Origin of the sequence: Planctobacterium marinum (genome assembly GCF_036322805.1) — a bacterium.
GTDB lineage: Bacteria > Pseudomonadota > Gammaproteobacteria > Enterobacterales > Alteromonadaceae > Planctobacterium > Planctobacterium marinum_A.
This window is the reverse complement of the sequence record NZ_AP027272.1, coordinates 4,823,864-4,840,123: the sequence shown is the minus strand read 5'-3', so window position 1 is coordinate 4,840,123 and position 16,260 is coordinate 4,823,864. Positions and strand designations below refer to the sequence as shown.

13 protein-coding genes are annotated in these 16,260 nt (G+C 45.3%); 7 read left to right on the top strand and 6 right to left on the bottom strand.

What is annotated here, in order from left to right; translation table 11 throughout:
- Positions 1 to 65: 65 nt before the first annotated feature.
- On the top strand, positions 66 to 665 hold the full coding sequence (can, locus tag AABA75_RS21215; protein WP_338294739.1) for a carbonate dehydratase: 600 nt from the start codon (positions 66 to 68) through the stop codon (positions 663 to 665).
- Here the strand turns inward: can and AABA75_RS21210 are convergent.
- From AABA75_RS21210 to AABA75_RS21200, 3 genes are all read right to left on the bottom strand, one after another.
- A complete protein-coding gene (locus AABA75_RS21210) occupies positions 654 to 1,208 on the bottom strand; it encodes a hypothetical protein (protein ID WP_338294738.1) in 555 nt (184 codons plus the stop codon). The two genes, can and AABA75_RS21210, sit on opposite strands and share 12 nt — an antisense overlap.
- A 49-nt stretch (positions 1,209 to 1,257) precedes the next feature.
- Entirely contained in the window at positions 1,258 to 3,036 is a 1,779-nt protein-coding gene (locus tag AABA75_RS21205; RefSeq protein ID WP_338294737.1) for a HEAT repeat domain-containing protein, read from the bottom strand.
- Positions 3,037 to 3,130: 94 nt separating this feature from the next.
- The gene (locus tag AABA75_RS21200) at positions 3,131 to 4,999 is read right to left on the bottom strand and encodes a hypothetical protein (protein ID WP_338294736.1); all 1,869 of its coding nucleotides are present in this window, start codon (positions 4,997 to 4,999) and stop codon (positions 3,131 to 3,133) included.
- A gap of 498 nt (positions 5,000 to 5,497) precedes the next feature.
- On the opposite strand from AABA75_RS21200, the gene AABA75_RS21195 reads away from it, so the two are divergent.
- The 5 genes from AABA75_RS21195 to AABA75_RS21175 all read left to right on the top strand — a co-directional run bounded on the left by AABA75_RS21195 (position 5,498) and on the right by AABA75_RS21175 (position 12,404).
- Positions 5,498 to 7,750, top strand: a complete 2,253-nt coding sequence (locus AABA75_RS21195) for an acyl-CoA dehydrogenase (RefSeq protein WP_338294735.1) — start codon at positions 5,498 to 5,500, stop codon at positions 7,748 to 7,750.
- An 89-nt stretch (positions 7,751 to 7,839) separates the two neighbouring features.
- A complete protein-coding gene (gene ubiG, locus AABA75_RS21190; protein WP_338294734.1) occupies positions 7,840 to 8,583 on the top strand; it encodes a bifunctional 2-polyprenyl-6-hydroxyphenol methylase/3-demethylubiquinol 3-O-methyltransferase UbiG in 744 nt (247 codons plus the stop codon).
- 111 nt (positions 8,584 to 8,694) lie between these two features.
- Positions 8,695 to 9,762, top strand: coding sequence for a hypothetical protein (locus AABA75_RS21185; protein ID WP_338294733.1), 1,068 nt, complete (start codon positions 8,695 to 8,697; stop codon positions 9,760 to 9,762).
- 12 nt (positions 9,763 to 9,774) lie between these two features.
- On the top strand, positions 9,775 to 10,338 hold the full coding sequence (locus AABA75_RS21180; protein WP_338294732.1) for a YfiR family protein: 564 nt from the start codon (positions 9,775 to 9,777) through the stop codon (positions 10,336 to 10,338).
- A complete protein-coding gene (locus AABA75_RS21175; RefSeq protein ID WP_338294731.1) occupies positions 10,335 to 12,404 on the top strand; it encodes a putative bifunctional diguanylate cyclase/phosphodiesterase in 2,070 nt (689 codons plus the stop codon). The genes AABA75_RS21180 and AABA75_RS21175 overlap by 4 nt, the downstream gene beginning before the upstream one ends.
- 63 nt (positions 12,405 to 12,467) lie before the next feature.
- On the opposite strand, the gene AABA75_RS21170 is transcribed toward AABA75_RS21175, so the two are convergent.
- Positions 12,468 to 12,824, bottom strand: a complete 357-nt coding sequence (locus AABA75_RS21170; RefSeq protein ID WP_338294730.1) for a hypothetical protein — start codon at positions 12,822 to 12,824, stop codon at positions 12,468 to 12,470.
- Between the two features lie 353 nt (positions 12,825 to 13,177).
- Between AABA75_RS21170 and AABA75_RS21165 the strand changes: the two genes are divergently transcribed.
- Complete coding sequence (locus tag AABA75_RS21165) at positions 13,178 to 13,414, top strand: hypothetical protein (protein WP_338294729.1); 237 nt, start codon at positions 13,178 to 13,180, stop codon at positions 13,412 to 13,414.
- Here the strand turns inward: AABA75_RS21165 and AABA75_RS21160 are convergent.
- On the bottom strand, positions 13,400 to 14,005 hold the full coding sequence (locus AABA75_RS21160; RefSeq protein WP_338294728.1) for an RraA family protein: 606 nt from the start codon (positions 14,003 to 14,005) through the stop codon (positions 13,400 to 13,402). The two genes, AABA75_RS21165 and AABA75_RS21160, sit on opposite strands and share 15 nt — an antisense overlap.
- Before the next feature lie 298 nt (positions 14,006 to 14,303).
- Positions 14,304 to 16,220: a biosynthetic arginine decarboxylase gene (gene speA, locus AABA75_RS21155; RefSeq protein ID WP_338294727.1), complete on the bottom strand. Its 1,917-nt coding sequence runs from the start codon at positions 16,218 to 16,220 to the stop codon at positions 14,304 to 14,306.
- Between the last annotated feature and the right edge of the window lie 40 nt (positions 16,221 to 16,260).

The window sequence follows — 16,260 nt, the reverse complement described above, 5'->3', positions numbered from 1 at the left end:
AGCTTTGTTGCGGCGTCTTGTCAGGTATACTGCCATCAATCACCAGCTACAGCGACAACTAAACTATGCCAGAAATTCAATTACTGCTCGATAATAACGTGAAATGGGCAGAACAGATTGATGAAGAAAAACCGGATTTTTTCGATAAGTTGTCGAAACAGCAAAAACCCAAATACCTGTGGATTGGGTGCGCTGATAGTCGCGTTCCAGCAAATGACATAGTGGGTTTGTTACCGGGTGAACTCTTTGTGCACCGCAATGTGGCTAATATGGTGGTACACACCGACCTGAATTGCTTGTCGGTATTGCAATATGCCGTAGACGTACTGGAAGTGAAACACATTATTGTATGTGGTCATTATGGTTGCGGCGGTATTACAGCAGCACTCAAAGGTGAGCCGTTGGGGCTGATTGATAATTGGCTTGGTCATATTCAAGACGTCGCCAGCAAATATGCTCATGAACTAGAAGGCCTTGAAGGTGAAGCAAAAGATGATCGCATGTGTGAGCTTAATGTGCGGGAACAAGCCCTGAATGTGCTGCGTACCTCTATTGTTAAATCAGCAAAAGCTGCCGGAAAGGATATTCAGGTGCACAGCTTTATCTACAGTATTAAAAACGGACGTTTGAAAAAACTCGGACAGGATATGACCCTACCCGCTTAGTGCCGGTAAAAACCTGGATTGTGGTAGTTCTGGTTTTTTATCCAAAAGGCGAATTTTTTGTGCCGATTTGGTTAAGCTTTTTGCTAATCCAGAAGCGTAGAGACGGCGATAAAAAGGTAGGCTTTCTTCGTAATAAGGTAATAATTCCCTAAATGAATCTGCCCTCTCTATTTGGCTTTGCATTGCCTCGGCAAAGTTTTGCAGCCATTCTTTCGCTTTACTACTCAACGCTTGTTGGGGGTGTAATATCACTTTCCAGGTGAGATCAGCATTGAGAAAACAAACTGCAAGACACTCTACCTCTGGGAAATTACACTTGCGCGCCGGGATCAGGCTAAGCCTCAATTGCCCTTTCCACAAATACAGAAAATATTCATTGTCGGGCACAGGTTTGAAGGAAAACTCGGCGCTTAATACCAGCATTGATAATATATAGTCGCTGAAGATCTGATCCGCAGATTTAACCTGAAGTTGAACATCCTCAAACCAATGATTACTGAGTAAATGGTTACCTTTACCCTGCGGATTTGCGATTTTTGCCATCACATAACCTGGTTCAATTGCGCTTTAATAACCTTACGGAAGCTGGTGATTAGGGATCAGTCTCAGCTGTTTGTTTCAACGCTTCGATGGATTTTGCCGCAAGGGCAAAATTACGGCGACTGGTTTCTTTCATCATGAGTTGGCGCAGTTGTTGTTGTGCTTGCTGACTTTTGTGGGTTTGTTGGGCCAGGGCTTTGATGGCGTTACCTCTGGTGCGTTCGCTTTTGCTTTGTTGGGCGATTTCAGAGATTTTTTGCAGTTCGGTATTGTTCAACTGAAACTGTCCAATAGCACCCAGTACCGCTTGTTGCACCTTGTCATTCGGCTCGTTTTGCAGCATAGATTTCAAGGCTTGTTGCGCGTCGTTATCGGCGATTTGTCCAAAGGAGGCTGCCACATTGGCCCTGACACGAGCGCTGCTGGATTGCGCGAAGTCTTGCAGGGTTGTTACTGCTTCTGGCATCTGGCTATTACCCAAACTGGCGACTAACGCGGATTGCTGTTGCTCATCTTCGGCATTCACTAAGCGCTGTGTCAGTTCCATGAATAATTCATCAGACAGTGTATTGTGCTTACGGCGTTGCAGCACGGCTCCCAAGGTCATAATGGCAGCGCCATAAAGCGCTTCAGAGCCAATAAACTCATCTTGATTCAACAAACCTGATAGCTGGTTTTTGAGCGGGGCAGTGAGGGCGCTGGTGCCAGTGGTGATAGCTCTGATGGCGCGAAACCGATCTGTCTCTGAAAACGCGACATCATTGATAAGGGTAACCAGTAATTGATTGCCATTGTCACTATCCAGATGACCCAAGGCATTAAACAAACGCATTTTTTGTTTGTCATCGAATCGTGTTGTCAGTAGCTCCTCACGCAATACTGAAATTACCGGATCAAATTGCAATAACCAATCTGCCAGTTGAGAGCCGCGCATGGACAATAAATCGGTGTCTTTTAATGCCTTGATAAAACGTTGCTCAAGCGCTTTGATTTCCGCTTCTGTTAATTCAGTGACAACTGCTTCCGGAAACACCCAATCATTCACATTGGTGGGCATTGCCCAAAGCGCTACTTCTGCCAATGTCTGCATCGGTTTAATCATATAGGTTTGGCTTAAAGACATTGAAAAACTATCCGCCGTTCCGGAAAACTTTATATCTTCCTGGCCTTGTACTGTGTCAAACCAACAGGAATTTAAAGCAATGTCTTGCTGTGAAGTATTGATTTCAATGGTCTGAATGGGATTACCACCATTGATTTTCATATTCTCGTTGGACTGATAATGGGTTTTGTTTTTCCTGTAGGGCAAAACAGTTTGACCCGCAAATGTCGAGGGCTTCTCGTAGCGCACACTATACAGCCCTATGGTATCGCTTTCTTCGCGTTGCTCAGTATTCTCTGGCCAATGGGCTTCGTTTGGAAATTGCAGATAGTAGGCCAGTCCTTGTAATTGTTGTTTTGTGCTGTCGTCGTGCTGTGGTGCAAATCGAAACTCAATGAGTTTGCCATCATCTTGTTTTAACAGGGCAAAAGGCATACTCAGTTCGGGGGTGCTAACCATGATTTTGCCATTGCCTTGCATCTCTATTTCGCTTAATTGCACTCCCCACCATGTTGAGTCAGGGATTGTTGTCTCTGCATCAAGCGCCATTAACGATAACTGAGCACTAAATGTTTGTTTGTTGCTGCTGCCTGAACCAAAGTCAAAGTGTGTGGCGGTATCAATGTTGAGTTCATAACTGCGAGTGCAACTTTGTGCCGTTGAACTGCTTGCTAGCGTCTGATTACAAACTAAACCAATAAGCAAAAAATAAGAGAGTCTTAGGATCATGAAAATCGCTTTTTTTAAAACTAAGTTAGCCTTTCTACTGATAACTCAGGAAAGTGACATGCCACCTTCCTGAGTTCAGAACAGAGCCGAATGTTTACAGAGAAACCGTGCCTTCTCTGGAGAAGATAGTCCAGGATTTGTTGTAAACACTGGGGGTTTGATAAAACCACAGGTTATAGGTTTTTTTCTTGGTGCCACAAGGGTATGGTATGCCCCATTTTTTACACCACTTAACGGAACTTACCTCTGCGTAAAGACCAAAGCGACCACTGATAACATCAATGTCGTCGGTGAGTTCAAAACTATAGTCTACTCTGGGGTTCGCTTCACCATCTTCCAGTAAGCCTAATTCTGCACTGGACTCCATGGCCAGTAAGTTGTCTATGATTAACAATTCAATGGTCACACCTGCCGAGGCTACAACGGCATCAACGCCACCTTCAGCATAACCGCCAAAATTAGTGGAGAATATATCACCATTGGCATACAACTCACTAAGTGCGTAGCCAATGCTTAATTCAAATCCAACACTACCGTCAATACCGGCTTTGACGCTCATGGGGATTGGTCCCACTGAAAAGTTAGCTTTAGCGAGAATGCGGTCTTCTTCCCAAGACTTTTCAAAGGTTTTTTCAAATTTGGCTACCCATTTGGAATCTTCGTACACCGTCGTGTTAAAGATCACCATTTCTGAATCATAGCCGGTGTTAACGCCAGTAAGATAAGCCTGGCCATCAAAGCTGGCGCCAAAAATGGTGTTGTGAGCATTAAATATCCACATATCCACCGAGCCGCCTGCTTCCAAAGAAGCGGCCTTATCCAGCAAATCAACCTGCATTTCACCACCTAATTCAACGCCCACTTTGAATTTGCTGGCATCACCATAGGATTTATCGTAAGAGCCATCTATTTTGAGTTTGTTGCCGGTAAATTCGAAGTCTTTGCCAGCATAGCTGTGCAGTCCGGGAGATTTGTCTCCGGTTGTGCCTGTGTCCTCTTCATCGTCTTGTCGCTCAAAGAAGTACAGCGGCACAGTAAGCTCCTTTGTATTGTTGCTGTTATCAGATTCTACTGCGACTTCGGTGGTATCTGTCAGTGTAAATCTAATGGTTACCGCGTTGGATTCTGCATTGGCATCGTATTCAGCATACAAGGCTTCCAATTGTTGGTCCTCCAGACCGATATCAAAACCAAAAAAATGTTCGTCGCCGTCATAGGCAAACTCAATGGTTTGACTGTCTAAATACTGGCCGGTTTCTGCATCCCAAAGCGTTACTGCGTGATAATTGCCGCCAATTTCAATTTCCGCAGTGAGGGCGGCGAGTGCTACATGATCACCGTGATATATCGCATCTATGTGGCCGATGATATCTGAATAATGTTGGCCGGTGCCTTCGTGTAATTCTGGGCTATCGAGAATTACGATACCGCTATCAACATAACTGCGCACGAATTCAAATTCGTGTTCAGAAGGGGCGTTAATTTCGATAGAAATTGCCGGGAAATCACCATCGACGTGTTGTTCGTTATCGATATTGGGATGGTTATCTGATTCGTTATCCTCAGCTACTGTATTTTCAGGATCGACAATCGCCAGAATCCAATAATTACCAGAGTGTGCAACAGCTGGAATTTCAATGGCAAAAGAGTCCACACTGGAACCATTTTCTACAGCCGTATGAGCTGCTGTGTGCAGAAAATGCGTTTCTGCTATCTCTGTTTCATCTTCTGAATCACTATGAACCAGGTAAAAATCAATAGACACATCGGGTTGCTCCAGTTCTGTCACTTCCAATTGATAATCGACACGCAATATATCCCCGGCTTCATAATTGGACAGATTGTTAGCCATGATCTGCGAAATCGTCAGATTGGCAACCGGTGTGGGATCACTTTCAACGGGGGTGGTTTGCTGAGTATTGGTGCCGCCACATGCGGATAACAAAGTAACAGCAAGTACCATAATCCATGTTATTGCGCTTGGTTTTAAATATTGTTTGGATGAAATAGTTGAGTGCATTTTTTTTCGAATTGATTTAACAACGTCGGCAATCTAAGGCCAATAGCTAGCACTGTAAATACGGATAGAGTGTTCTTCACAACTCTTCATTCAGTTTTCACCTGACGCACGGTTGATGAATTTATATAAATAGAAGGAAGAATATTGACTTGTTTTGCCATTAATGCATGTCGAATTGATGCGTTCAGGGTAGTAATTTACTCTTTTTTGGTGAATGGATCCCCATTAAAGCTTGTTTAAATTTTTCCAGGTAATGAATTCTAAATTGCTGCTTTAAGTTAAATAATCAATTGTAAATCAGATGTTTATCCTGACCGAGTGGTTAATCGAATCGTATAAAAATACAACAGTTTTATAAATATTTTGTTAAAAAACTTTGATCCAAAAATGGTTTTCACTCATACTTACCTCAACTGGTCGGATGTCAGATGAGTGAATATTATGAGTATACGTACAACCTTTAAGAAAGTTTTACCCCCAATTTCTGTAACAGAGCAGGAAGCGCTGGATGCTGGCGATGTGTGGCTGGAAGCTTCAGTATATCGCGGTGTACCTGATATGGCGGCATTGAGAAATGTGCCGAAAGCAACTTTAAGTGCAGATGAGCAAGCCTTTATCGATGGCCCGCTGCGCGAACTAATTAAAATGGTAGATGACTACCGCCTTCAAGAAGACGGTGTGCATGTACCACAAGAAATTTTGGACTTCTTAGGCAAGAACAAATTCTTCGCCCTTATCATTCCCAAAGCCTATGGTGGCTTGGAGTTCAGCCCTTACGCTAACTCGACAATCGTATCCAAGATTGCTTCCCGTAGCTGTGCTGTAGCGGTAACCGTTATGGTACCTAACTCGCTCGGTCCGGGTGAGTTGTTAATGCACTATGGAACTAAAGCGCAGCAAGAACAGTGGTTGCCGAAACTGGCCGTTGGCCAAGACATGCCTTGTTTCGCATTAACGGGCCCAGATGCAGGTTCTGATGCGGGTGCTATCCCTGATGTGGGTGTGGTGACCAAAGGTACTTGGGAAGGCAAAGAAGTTTTAGGTCTTTCTGTAACCTGGGACAAGCGTTACATCACACTTGCGCCTATTGCCACTGTTTTAGGTTTGGCGTTTAAGTGTTTAGATCCAGATGGTTTGTTGGGTGACAAAGTCGAGCTGGGTATTACCTGTGCTTTGATCCCTAAATCGCACCCGGGTGTTCAGCTTGGTAACCGTCATGACCCAATGGGCATGCGTTTTTACAACGGTACTACACGCGGCAAAGATGTGTTCATTCCAATGGACTTCATCATCGGTGGTCAGAAGAACATCGGACGTGGCTGGCAGATGCTAGTGAGCTGTTTAGGTGCAGGTCGTGGTATTTCACTTCCAGCATTAGGTACCTCTACAGCGCAGTCTGCGTTTAAAGCAGCTACTGAGTACTCTTTCGTACGTGAACAGTTCGGCGTTCCAATTGGTCGCTTCGAGGGTATCCAGGAAAAACTGGCTGATATGGCTGGTAAAACCTATTTGTTAGAAGCTATGCGTCAGTTGACAACAGAAGGTCTGGGGTTAGGTCTGAAGCCTTCAGTTGTAACGGCTATGGCTAAATATCACATGACTGAGTTAGGTCGTGAAGTTTTGCAACACGGCATGGATATCACTGCGGGTAAAGCTATCCAGCAAGGTCCGCAAAACACCATGGCTAATGGTTACAAAGCACAACCCATTGCTATTACGGTAGAAGGTGCCAACATCCTGACTCGTAGCCTGATGATTTTCGGTCAAGGTACGATGCGTTGCCACCCTTACATGAAAGAGTTAGTTGAACAGATTCACAGTAATGAAAAAGGTGCTGATGCCAAGTTTAACTCTCTGTTGCGCAAGACTATTGGCTTTAGTGTTGCAAACGCTTTCCGCAGCTTAGGTAAGAGTTATTTACCTTTCACGCGCGGTAGTTCAAGCAAGCTACCTGAGGTTAGAAAGTACGAAAAGCGCCTGAACAAAGTGGCGTCTAATCTGGCCACTATGGCAGACCTGGCGTTGTTGGTGTTAGGTGGTGACCTGAAAAAAGCTGAAATGTTGTCTGCCCGCTTGGGTGACATGATGAGCTACGGTTACATGTCAATGGCGGCAATCCGCTTTTACGAGCAGAAAGTGAGTGAAACCAATCGCGTAGATGCTAAGCCTTATTTTGAATACGGTATTCAGTGGGCGCTACAGCAAGCTGAGCAAGCGCAGAAAGCGTTTGTGGCCAACTTCCCGAATACTGCTGTTCGTGGTTTGATGCGCTTGTTAACCGCAACTTACAGCAATAGCACTCACGCTATTTCTGATGACCTGGTGCGTGAATTGTCCGAAGTGAGCTTGCAGAACAACGCGTTCCGCAAAGAGATCACTCATCTGGTAGAAACCAAGCCGGGCGATGGTTACGACATCAACTATCAGGCATTCGTGGCGAAACACGCAGTAATGCCGATGTTGCGTAAAATCCAGAAAGCGTTGCGTGCACAGCCTGTTGCACCTGCAACTGACTTCGCTGGTATCGTAACCGAAATGCAGAAGCGCGGTGTATTGAACCAGACTGAAGCAGACGCCGTATTGGATTATGATGCTAAGCGTCGTGTTGCAGTCAGAGTAGATGAATACGACTTTGATTTGAATCTACTGACTGATGAAGTTCCTGCTGAAGTTGAGCACAAACCTGCTGCTTAATTGATGCAAAGAAATTTGAAAAGGCGACATTGTGTCGCCTTTTTTGTTTCTGCAACTTATTGCCAAAGGGTAGATGAGGTATTGATTTTATGTTGGATAAAAGTGCTCTTCAGTACACTAAAAGTGCTAACACCAGTGCGGAAGAAATCGCGCGATTTGATGCGCTCGCTGAAGCCTGGTGGGATCCCAATGGTCAATACCGCCGTGTATTAGAATTTAATGCCTGCCGCTGGCACGTCATAGAGCGGCAAATCCGGCAGCACTTTCAGGAAAAATCCTTGTCTGAATTAAGTGCCCTGGACGTTGGTTGTGGTGGTGGCTTGTTATGTGAGCCACTAGCGCAATTGGGCGTTGCGGTTACCGGAATTGATGCCAGTGAAATGAGTATTAGAGTCGCTCAGCGTCACGCTAAAGCCTCTGGTTTGAGCATTAACTATCGACACTGTTTGTCTGAGGTGTTAGTGGATGAGTCACGCCAGTTTGATATTGTAATGAACACCGAAGTGATAGAACACGTCCCGGATCAAGCGCAGTTGATCGCAGAGTGTTGTGCGCTTTTAAAGCCCGGCGGATTGCTGGTGCTGGCAACACTGAATCGCACCTTTAAATCGTTTTTGTTTGGAATCGTTGGTGCAGAGTACGTGTTGCGCTTGCTTCCCGTGGGGACCCACAGCTGGAAGGCGTTTGTGAAACCCGCAGAGTTACAGGGCATGATTGCCGAAAATGGACTGACTGCAGGTGCGATTTCCGGAATGAGTTTCAATCCTTTCACCAGCAAGTGGCGCACCAGTAGCGATACTTCGGTTAATTATCTTCTATTTGCTGCTAAATAACGGGAACATCGGTAAAATTTGCTGCGTATTTAGCGACATTTGGGTTACGCTAGGAATCTATGGATAAAATGACCTCGGATGGTAACTTGAGATTTCCTGAGAGGTACGCGTTTGTCCAGATCACCCCGCTGTGCGATTACCAAAACACTATTCTGTATGGTTTGCGCATTTCTATCTTCAAAAGCCACTGCCCAGTCTACTCCTGCTGAATTTGCCGAGATGAGTCTCCAAGAGTTATTTAGTGCATCAACGGAAGACGCAGAGCCGAATAGTCAAAACTGGACCTGGTCGCTGCGTTATCAACAAGCTGAATTTGATGGCTATCTCAAGGGGGCCGATAAACTCTCTCTGGACGAAGTGTTGTTTACTCCGGGAGCAGAACCGCGCACAGACAGTAACTTTCCCGTGGTACCAACCGTCATTACGCAGCGAGCGTCAATTTTAGGTATTCAATATCAATGGCGTCCAGAGTGGCAATTTAACCTGGTATTGCCTTATATCCAGCAGGAAACCGATCATATCTCTGCTGTACCCGGCTATGAAACGTTTTTGTTGAAAAGCCATGGACCCGGTGACTTATCTCTGGGAGCAAGGTATGTACTGGCGCAACAGTTATCACATCAGTGGGCGTTGCAGGTTAAACTGAGTATACCCACTGGCTCCATTGATGAGCGGGGAGATACCCCTAGAGCACCGGGCGATCAGCAGCTCCCATACACCATGCAATTAGGTTCGGGTACCTGGGACATACCACTGACATTGAGCTATCAATCGCTGACAGAACATCAGTTTGAAGTGGATTTGTCAGCCACCATTCGCACCGGTAAAAACGACAGAGATTATCGCTTGGGAAACCGTTACAGTGTAAAAGGTAAATACAGATATCAAAACAATGAGTCGTTACATACCATTTTGGGACTTGAATACGTCCACTCTCAATCGATACAGGGTGCAGATACAGCGCTGTTAGTGGCGCAAACCAATCCTTATCCCGCAAGTATCACTAATCCAGATTTATACGGTGGTAAAAAGTTACTGGCCAGTATTGGAATTCGATGGCGCTTTAGTGATGCATACAGTCTTGGATTAGAGATGGCCAAGCCTTTGTATCAGTATTTAAACGGTCCACAACCCAAAGAAAACTGGCGAGCTGGTATCGCTTTTTCCAGTTCGAGGTAGGGAATTAATCCGGTGTTGTTGCAAGCTCTATCAAAGTCTTCTCGCTCTCGATATCTAAGTCGACTGCTGTTGGCTATGATGTTAGGTTTGGCAGTCAGTAGCAGCAATGCGCAGTCTCAGGATTACCCACAGCTCACCCGGCTTGATAAGTTAAAAGCCGCTTATATTTTCAATTTCACTAAGTTCATCAGTTGGCCGGACCTGGATACACGTACCCCCAGAGAAACGGTTGTGGTATGTCTGGCTGAACAGGATCCGCTGTTGGAATTTTTACAGGCCTTGGTTGCAAATCGCACGGTTGGCGAGCGGCAGTTGAGGGTTGAGGTTAAGCCTATTGCGGTTAACAATCGCTGCGATCTTGCTTATTTAAGTGATGCACAGCAACCGATTCTGGATGTTTTAAAAGAAGTCTTAATCGTTTCCTCAAATACTTCTATTTTTCAAAATGTCGCCACTTTTTCTTTTTATGAAGAAGGAAAACGGCTACGCTTTGAAATAGACATGCAACGATTGCAAGCACTGGAGCTGGAAATCAGCTCAGAGTTATTAAAACTGGCCCGAATCAAGAAAACATGAAAAAGCTAATTGCCCAATACGAGCAGCTTTCATTTTTTAAAAAGCAGCTTTTAGTGGCGACCATTGTTACCAGTATTACCTTGGCGCTGGCCTCAGTGTTACTTTATGGCAAGTATGTCTCCGATCATAAAACCCGCCTGTCAGAAAATCTCAATGGTAAAGCGCAGCTTATAGCAGCGACCTCTCGCTCGGCGTTGTTGTTTGGCGATACACAGGCTGCCAGTGACGTATTAGCTTCACTTAAATCCTTTCCAGCTACCCAATATGCACTGTTACTGGATAAGGACAATAACCTGTTTGCCAGCTATCAGCGGGATCCTGAAAAGCGCCTGCCGGATTATCAGGAATTACAAAATAAGCTTGATAGTAGCACTTACTTAACTGTGCATTATCCTGTGCGCATGGACAATGAAGTTATTGGCTATGTCATCATGGAGTCCGATAGCAATGCTTTGTCGGATCAGCGAGGTAATTATCTGTTGATCCTCGCGCTGGTGTTTATTGTCAGTCTGGCTGTGTCCTTCTTTTTACATTGGCGATTGCAGGCTTTTCTGGCGGCTCCCATGAACAAATTGGTGGAGTTGGTAGGCTATGTGGCCCGTAATCGCCGTTATAACCGTCGTGTCAGGCTAAAAGGCAGTGACGAGTTAGGTACTTTGATTACCGGCGTGAATAGCATGCTGGATACGATTGAAGAGCACGAGAAGCAACTGCATGCCCACAGTGAAAGGCTGGAATCTTTAGTGGCCTTGCGCACGGAACAACTATTTAACCGCGCTAATTATGATGCCTTGACGCAATTGCCTAATCGCCATTTGCTGGTGGACCGACTTAATCATGGTATCGACAATGCCAGTCGCGAAAATTCACAAATGGCATTGATGTTTTTGGACCTGGACAGGTTCAAGTACGTTAATGATAACCTCGGTCATGCAGTTGGTGATGACTTACTAGTTCAGGTGGCAGAAAAGCTCTCGTCCGTGGTGAGAAAAGCCGATTCCGTGTGTCGCTGGGGCGGTGATGAATTTATCATCTTGTTGGAGCATTTACACAGCAAAGAAGACATCATCCCCTTGGCTGAACAAATCATTTTTACCCTCAGTGAGCCGATTGAACTCTCCGGGAACCAGTTACATATTTCCACCAGTATCGGAATTGCACGCTTTCCGGATGATGGTACCGATGCCTCTACTTTACTGCGTCACGCTGATGTTGCCATGTATCGGGCCAAAGAGAAGGGCTTGAGTCAGTATTGTTTCTTTGAACACGACATGATTGATGGCTCACTGGAACGACTGACCCTGGAGCACAAATTGCGTTTAGCGCTGGAAAACAAAAGCTTTCATCTGGTGTATCAACCACAAATTTGTACCGAAACCGGCCGGGTTTGTGGCATTGAAGCGCTGATCCGCTGGCAAGATGAAGAGTTAGGCTTACTCAACCCTGTGCAGTTTTTACCCGTGGCTGAAGATGTGGGACTAATGCATTCTTTGAGTCTGTGGGTACTCGAGGAGGCGTGTGGTCAGAATGCCAGTTGGCAAGCACTCGGTTGTGAGCAGACTCGTGTAGCAGTTAATTTGCCTGCTTCTTTTATCATGCATCCAAATGCCGTAGATCAGATCACTCAAATCTTGGAAAAAACTGGCTTATCACCAAAGAGTCTGGAAATTGAAATTACTGAAAATACCTTTATTTCTAACACTGAACACGCCATTCGGGTTTTAGAGCAATTGCGTCAAATGGGAATCAATATCGCGGTGGACGATTTTGGTACAGGCTATTCCAGTATGAGTTACTTGCGGGATTTACCTGTGGGCACCTTAAAAATTGATGGTAGTTTTGTGCGTCAGATGGGGGTAGACAACATTAACGACGGTATTATCCAGTCTATTATCACCTTGGGTAAGAGCTTAGGGTTAAGTCTGATTGCAGAGTGCGTGGAAAATCAGCAGCAGGCTACCCAATTGAAGGATATGGGCTGTGACATGATCCAAGGTTATTACTTTAGTCGCCCCTTGTCGGTGGAAGATACCACCGAGTTTTTACTGGCCAGAGTCGCGCAATAAGCTTATTCCCCTCAATTATCACAAGGCTCCCACCGGAGCCTTGCATACTTTATAAAAACCAGCTTAACTGGCCACCAAATCACTGGTTAAAACCAGGTTTTTGACTTTCGCATTCACCTGTTTTTTGCGTTTTAGTTTTCTGAGAAAGCTATTATTTACTCGGTTTAACGCCGAATTGACAGCCGCTATCCAATTACTTTTTTTGTCGATGACAACGATCAGCGGCATGTTGTCGGATTTTAGTTTTACCTTCACTTGTTTATCCGGACCGCCTTTTGGTCCATTGACATCACTGAGGGTGATGGTGAGTGATTGAATGGCATCTACGGTGCGATGAAAAACACTGCCGACGCGTTTTTTTACGGTTTCTCTGTGAGTTTCTTGCAGGTTTAAGTTTGCAGATTTGACGATGAGTCTCATAACGTTCTCCTGACATAACAAGATATTGAGTGTCTGGCAAATTCGTTTGTTGTATTGCACGACACCTGTGTTGTTGAATTTATAGCCTTAAATTACAACCAGGTATATTCGAAGATTAAGCGTTTTTATATCGGAAAAAGTATATATAAATCTTGCTTGAGTGATATTTATAAGCCTATATACAGAGGTTCTTTGACATGGCATTTCGAAATTATCGATATAATGGCACATGCGAGTAGATTGCTTTGCTATGACGTGAATCAGCTGAATAAACTGTACTTTAGTACAGTTTCACATAATTCAATTATCGGCTTTAATTCATTGACTGAATAACCTGAAGGAGCTCAAGGAAGATGTTCCGATTAATTTATCAACTTACGCTAAGCCAGATCACTGCTTTCTGCAATGGATGCTCGGCGCTGCTAATTTTTAGCTTTATTGCTAGTTATCACCTGGCAGGAGTGGGATTGGCAGAGCAAAATACCTTATTGGTATGCTCTGCCATGATGCTGTTTATCAGTCAGTGCTGTGGTGTGCTAATGGTGCACTTTGGCAATCCAACCCTGATTCAACTGTTAAAGAGAGTCTAACTTCTCTTTAATGAGTTGCTCGTGATTGGCTTGCCATTGTTCTAAAGTCAGGGCTGCGTCTTTGTCGCGGCGTTTTTTGCCTATTTCGTAGACCTCAGATGCCAGCGCCTTGGGGATAACGGCAATGCCTTCCTCATCGGCCACCACAATGTCGCCTGGGTGCACGGTGACGCCGCCACACTGTATGGTTTGATTGAGCGGTGATTTGACCTTTTTAGCACCGGGCTTCGGACAAACGCCTTTAGCAAATACCGGAAATTTCGCTTCCCGCACTTCGGCAACATCCCGGATCACACCGTCTACTATCATACCGGCAATACCGCGTTTTTGCGCGATGGCGCAGACGTTACCACCACTAACTGCAAAGCGCTCATCTGCCTGGCAGACAATCACATCGCCGGGATTCGCTTCATAAATAGCGGCGTGCAACATCAGGTGATCACCGGGAGCGCATTTCACGGTAAATGCAGGGCCAGCAATTCGGGGTATACCCTGCCACAAAGGCCTGATATAAAAATCCATAAACTGCTCTCGGGGCAGGCCATCAGCATAATCACAGGGGGAGACGTCAGCAAAATCCAGTTCATTCATGAGAAGGTTCCTTGCAGGGGTAGAATTTAGTTTCTTCTAATTTACTGAATATTTCGTAGTTGTACCAGTTTGCATAAGTTTGGACGGAGCATTAAACAATGCATCTGGTTTTTATTGATGAGGGTGTACTGGCTTATCAGAGCAGGCCATTAATAGGGTCGCAAGCAGGACATTAAAAAGGGGCTTGATGGACTTATGCTGTTGTTGGATTTGAATTTTATGTAGTGTGGGATGTCAGGTTACTCACGGCTAAAAAATGGCGCTCATTTGAGCGCCATCAGATCCAGTTTTTGCAAGATCAACTTGTGGTTTTTAAATAGGTGTAACCTTCCAGACAAGCTTCATAAAAGTCGATGAGCTTAACGCCGTCGCGGGGTTTGAGCTCACCATCGGCAATCTTTTTATCGATTACGCGTTTTACATCCTGGGCCATGGATTTGGGGTGGTATTGCATGATATTCAGTACGTGCTCTACTGAAGAACCACGGACAATTTCTTCAATGTAAAAATCTTCCGGATCATCATCGTAGCTGAAAATGTGTACTTCGTTGAGGCGGCCGAACAGGTTGTGCATGTCCCCCATAACATCTTGATAAGCTCCGGTCAGGAATAAGCCCACGTAATAATGCTCGTTGGGTTTCAACGGGTGCATCTTAATGGTGGGGGAAATACCGTCTTCACCGATAAAGTTGTCAATCTTGCCGTCACTATCACAAGTAATATCTGCAATGGAGCAGGTGATCGTGGGTTTCTCGTTCATACGAGTAATAGGCACCACTGGCAGTATCTGATCGATAGCCCAGGTATCGGCTGCCGATTGAAACACCGAAAAATTCCCAAGGTACTGAGAGGCCATTTGTAATTCGATTTCTTTCAGTTCTTCCGGAACAAACTCGTCTTTTTCCAGGCGAGTTTGAATCACCTGCATGATCTGCCAGTACAGGGTTTCAACCGTAGCCAGCTGTTCAAGATTGAGCACGCCCAACTTAAAGGCATTAAGTGCTTGTTCTTTCCAGTCTCCGGCATCGTTGTACACTTCTTGTGAGTTAGGATACTTTTCCAGATTTTCCGACAGTTCTCGCATATTGCTGACAATGAAGTGCTCATCGGGATCGCTGGTGTGAATTGCCTGACTGCCTTGTGGTTTAATTTCGCTGACAACTTCTGTTACCACGCAGCTGTGGTGAGCGGTCAGGGCACGACCACTTTCGCTTACCAGATTCGGGTGTGGTACTTCCTCAGCATCGCAGATTTCCTGCATACCATAAACAATGTCGCCCACGTATTCTTTAATACTGTAGTTGCGCGAGGATTCGTTGGTGGAGGCACTACCGTCATAGTCAATACCGAGGCCACCGCCCACATCCACAAATTCCAAGTTAGCGCCGAGGTGGCGCAGTTCGGCGTAGATACGCGCACCTTCGGTAATGGCATCTTTGATGGCGCGAATATCAGTAAGCTGACTGCCGATATGAAAGTGTAACAACTTCAGGCGCTCATCCAGACCTTCGTCTTTCAGGTATTTTACCGCGGCTACTAATTCGGAGGTGGACAAACCAAATTTGGCTCTGTCGCCCGCGGAACCGGCCCATTTGCCTCTACCCTTAACCGACATTTTAGCTCTTAAACCGATTTCCGGACTGATGCCTAACTCTTTAGCCAGTTTGGCAATGGTATATAGCTCACTGAACTTTTCTACAACAATAATGATGCGACGACCCATCAACAGACCCATAAACGCCAGACGCATAAACTCTTCGTCTTTGTAGCCGTTGAGGATGGTTAAGGCACCGGGATTGGTATTGTAGGCCATAACGGTTAAAAGCTCTGCTTTTGAGCCCGCTTCCAGGCCGAATTGAAAGGGTTCACCGGCATCTACAACTTCTTCCACGACTTCACGCATCTGGTTTACTTTAACCGGATACACGCCCATATAGTTGCCTTGATATTCCGCAGCAGAAATGGTGTCTCTGAATACCTGATTAAGTTTGGCTACTTGCGCGCGCAAAATATCGTGGAAGCGCACAACCACTGGAAACTGAATACCTTCAGCTCGGATTTCATCTATGACAGATTTGAAGTCAATACGCAGACTTTCGTTATTCTGCGAAGGCGTGATCTTTAGATTGCCGTTTTCACCAATTTCGAAGTAACCCGCGCCCCAGCGTTTTACCCGGTAAAGCTCTTCGGCATCTTCAATAGTCCAGTTGTTCAAATTCGTTGTCTCTCAATGCGAAAGTGCTCCGATGGGGAGC

Excerpts from the sequence above, each read along its gene's own strand:
- can (WP_338294739.1), top strand. The coding sequence starts at position 66 with ATGCCAGAAATTCAATTACTGCTCGATAATAACGTGAAATGGGCAGAA.
- AABA75_RS21210 (WP_338294738.1), bottom strand. The coding sequence starts at position 1,208 with ATGGCAAAAATCGCAAATCCGCAGGGTAAAGGTAACCATTTACTCAGT.
- AABA75_RS21205 (WP_338294737.1), bottom strand. The coding sequence starts at position 3,036 with ATGATCCTAAGACTCTCTTATTTTTTGCTTATTGGTTTAGTTTGTAAT.
- AABA75_RS21200 (WP_338294736.1), bottom strand. The coding sequence starts at position 4,999 with ATGGTACTTGCTGTTACTTTGTTATCCGCATGTGGCGGCACCAATACT.
- AABA75_RS21195 (WP_338294735.1), top strand. The coding sequence starts at position 5,498 with ATGAGTATACGTACAACCTTTAAGAAAGTTTTACCCCCAATTTCTGTA.
- ubiG (WP_338294734.1), top strand. The coding sequence starts at position 7,840 with ATGTTGGATAAAAGTGCTCTTCAGTACACTAAAAGTGCTAACACCAGT.
- AABA75_RS21175 (WP_338294731.1), top strand. The coding sequence starts at position 10,335 with ATGAAAAAGCTAATTGCCCAATACGAGCAGCTTTCATTTTTTAAAAAG.
- AABA75_RS21170 (WP_338294730.1), bottom strand. The coding sequence starts at position 12,824 with ATGAGACTCATCGTCAAATCTGCAAACTTAAACCTGCAAGAAACTCAC.
- AABA75_RS21165 (WP_338294729.1), top strand. The coding sequence starts at position 13,178 with ATGTTCCGATTAATTTATCAACTTACGCTAAGCCAGATCACTGCTTTC.
- AABA75_RS21160 (WP_338294728.1), bottom strand. The coding sequence starts at position 14,005 with ATGAATGAACTGGATTTTGCTGACGTCTCCCCCTGTGATTATGCTGAT.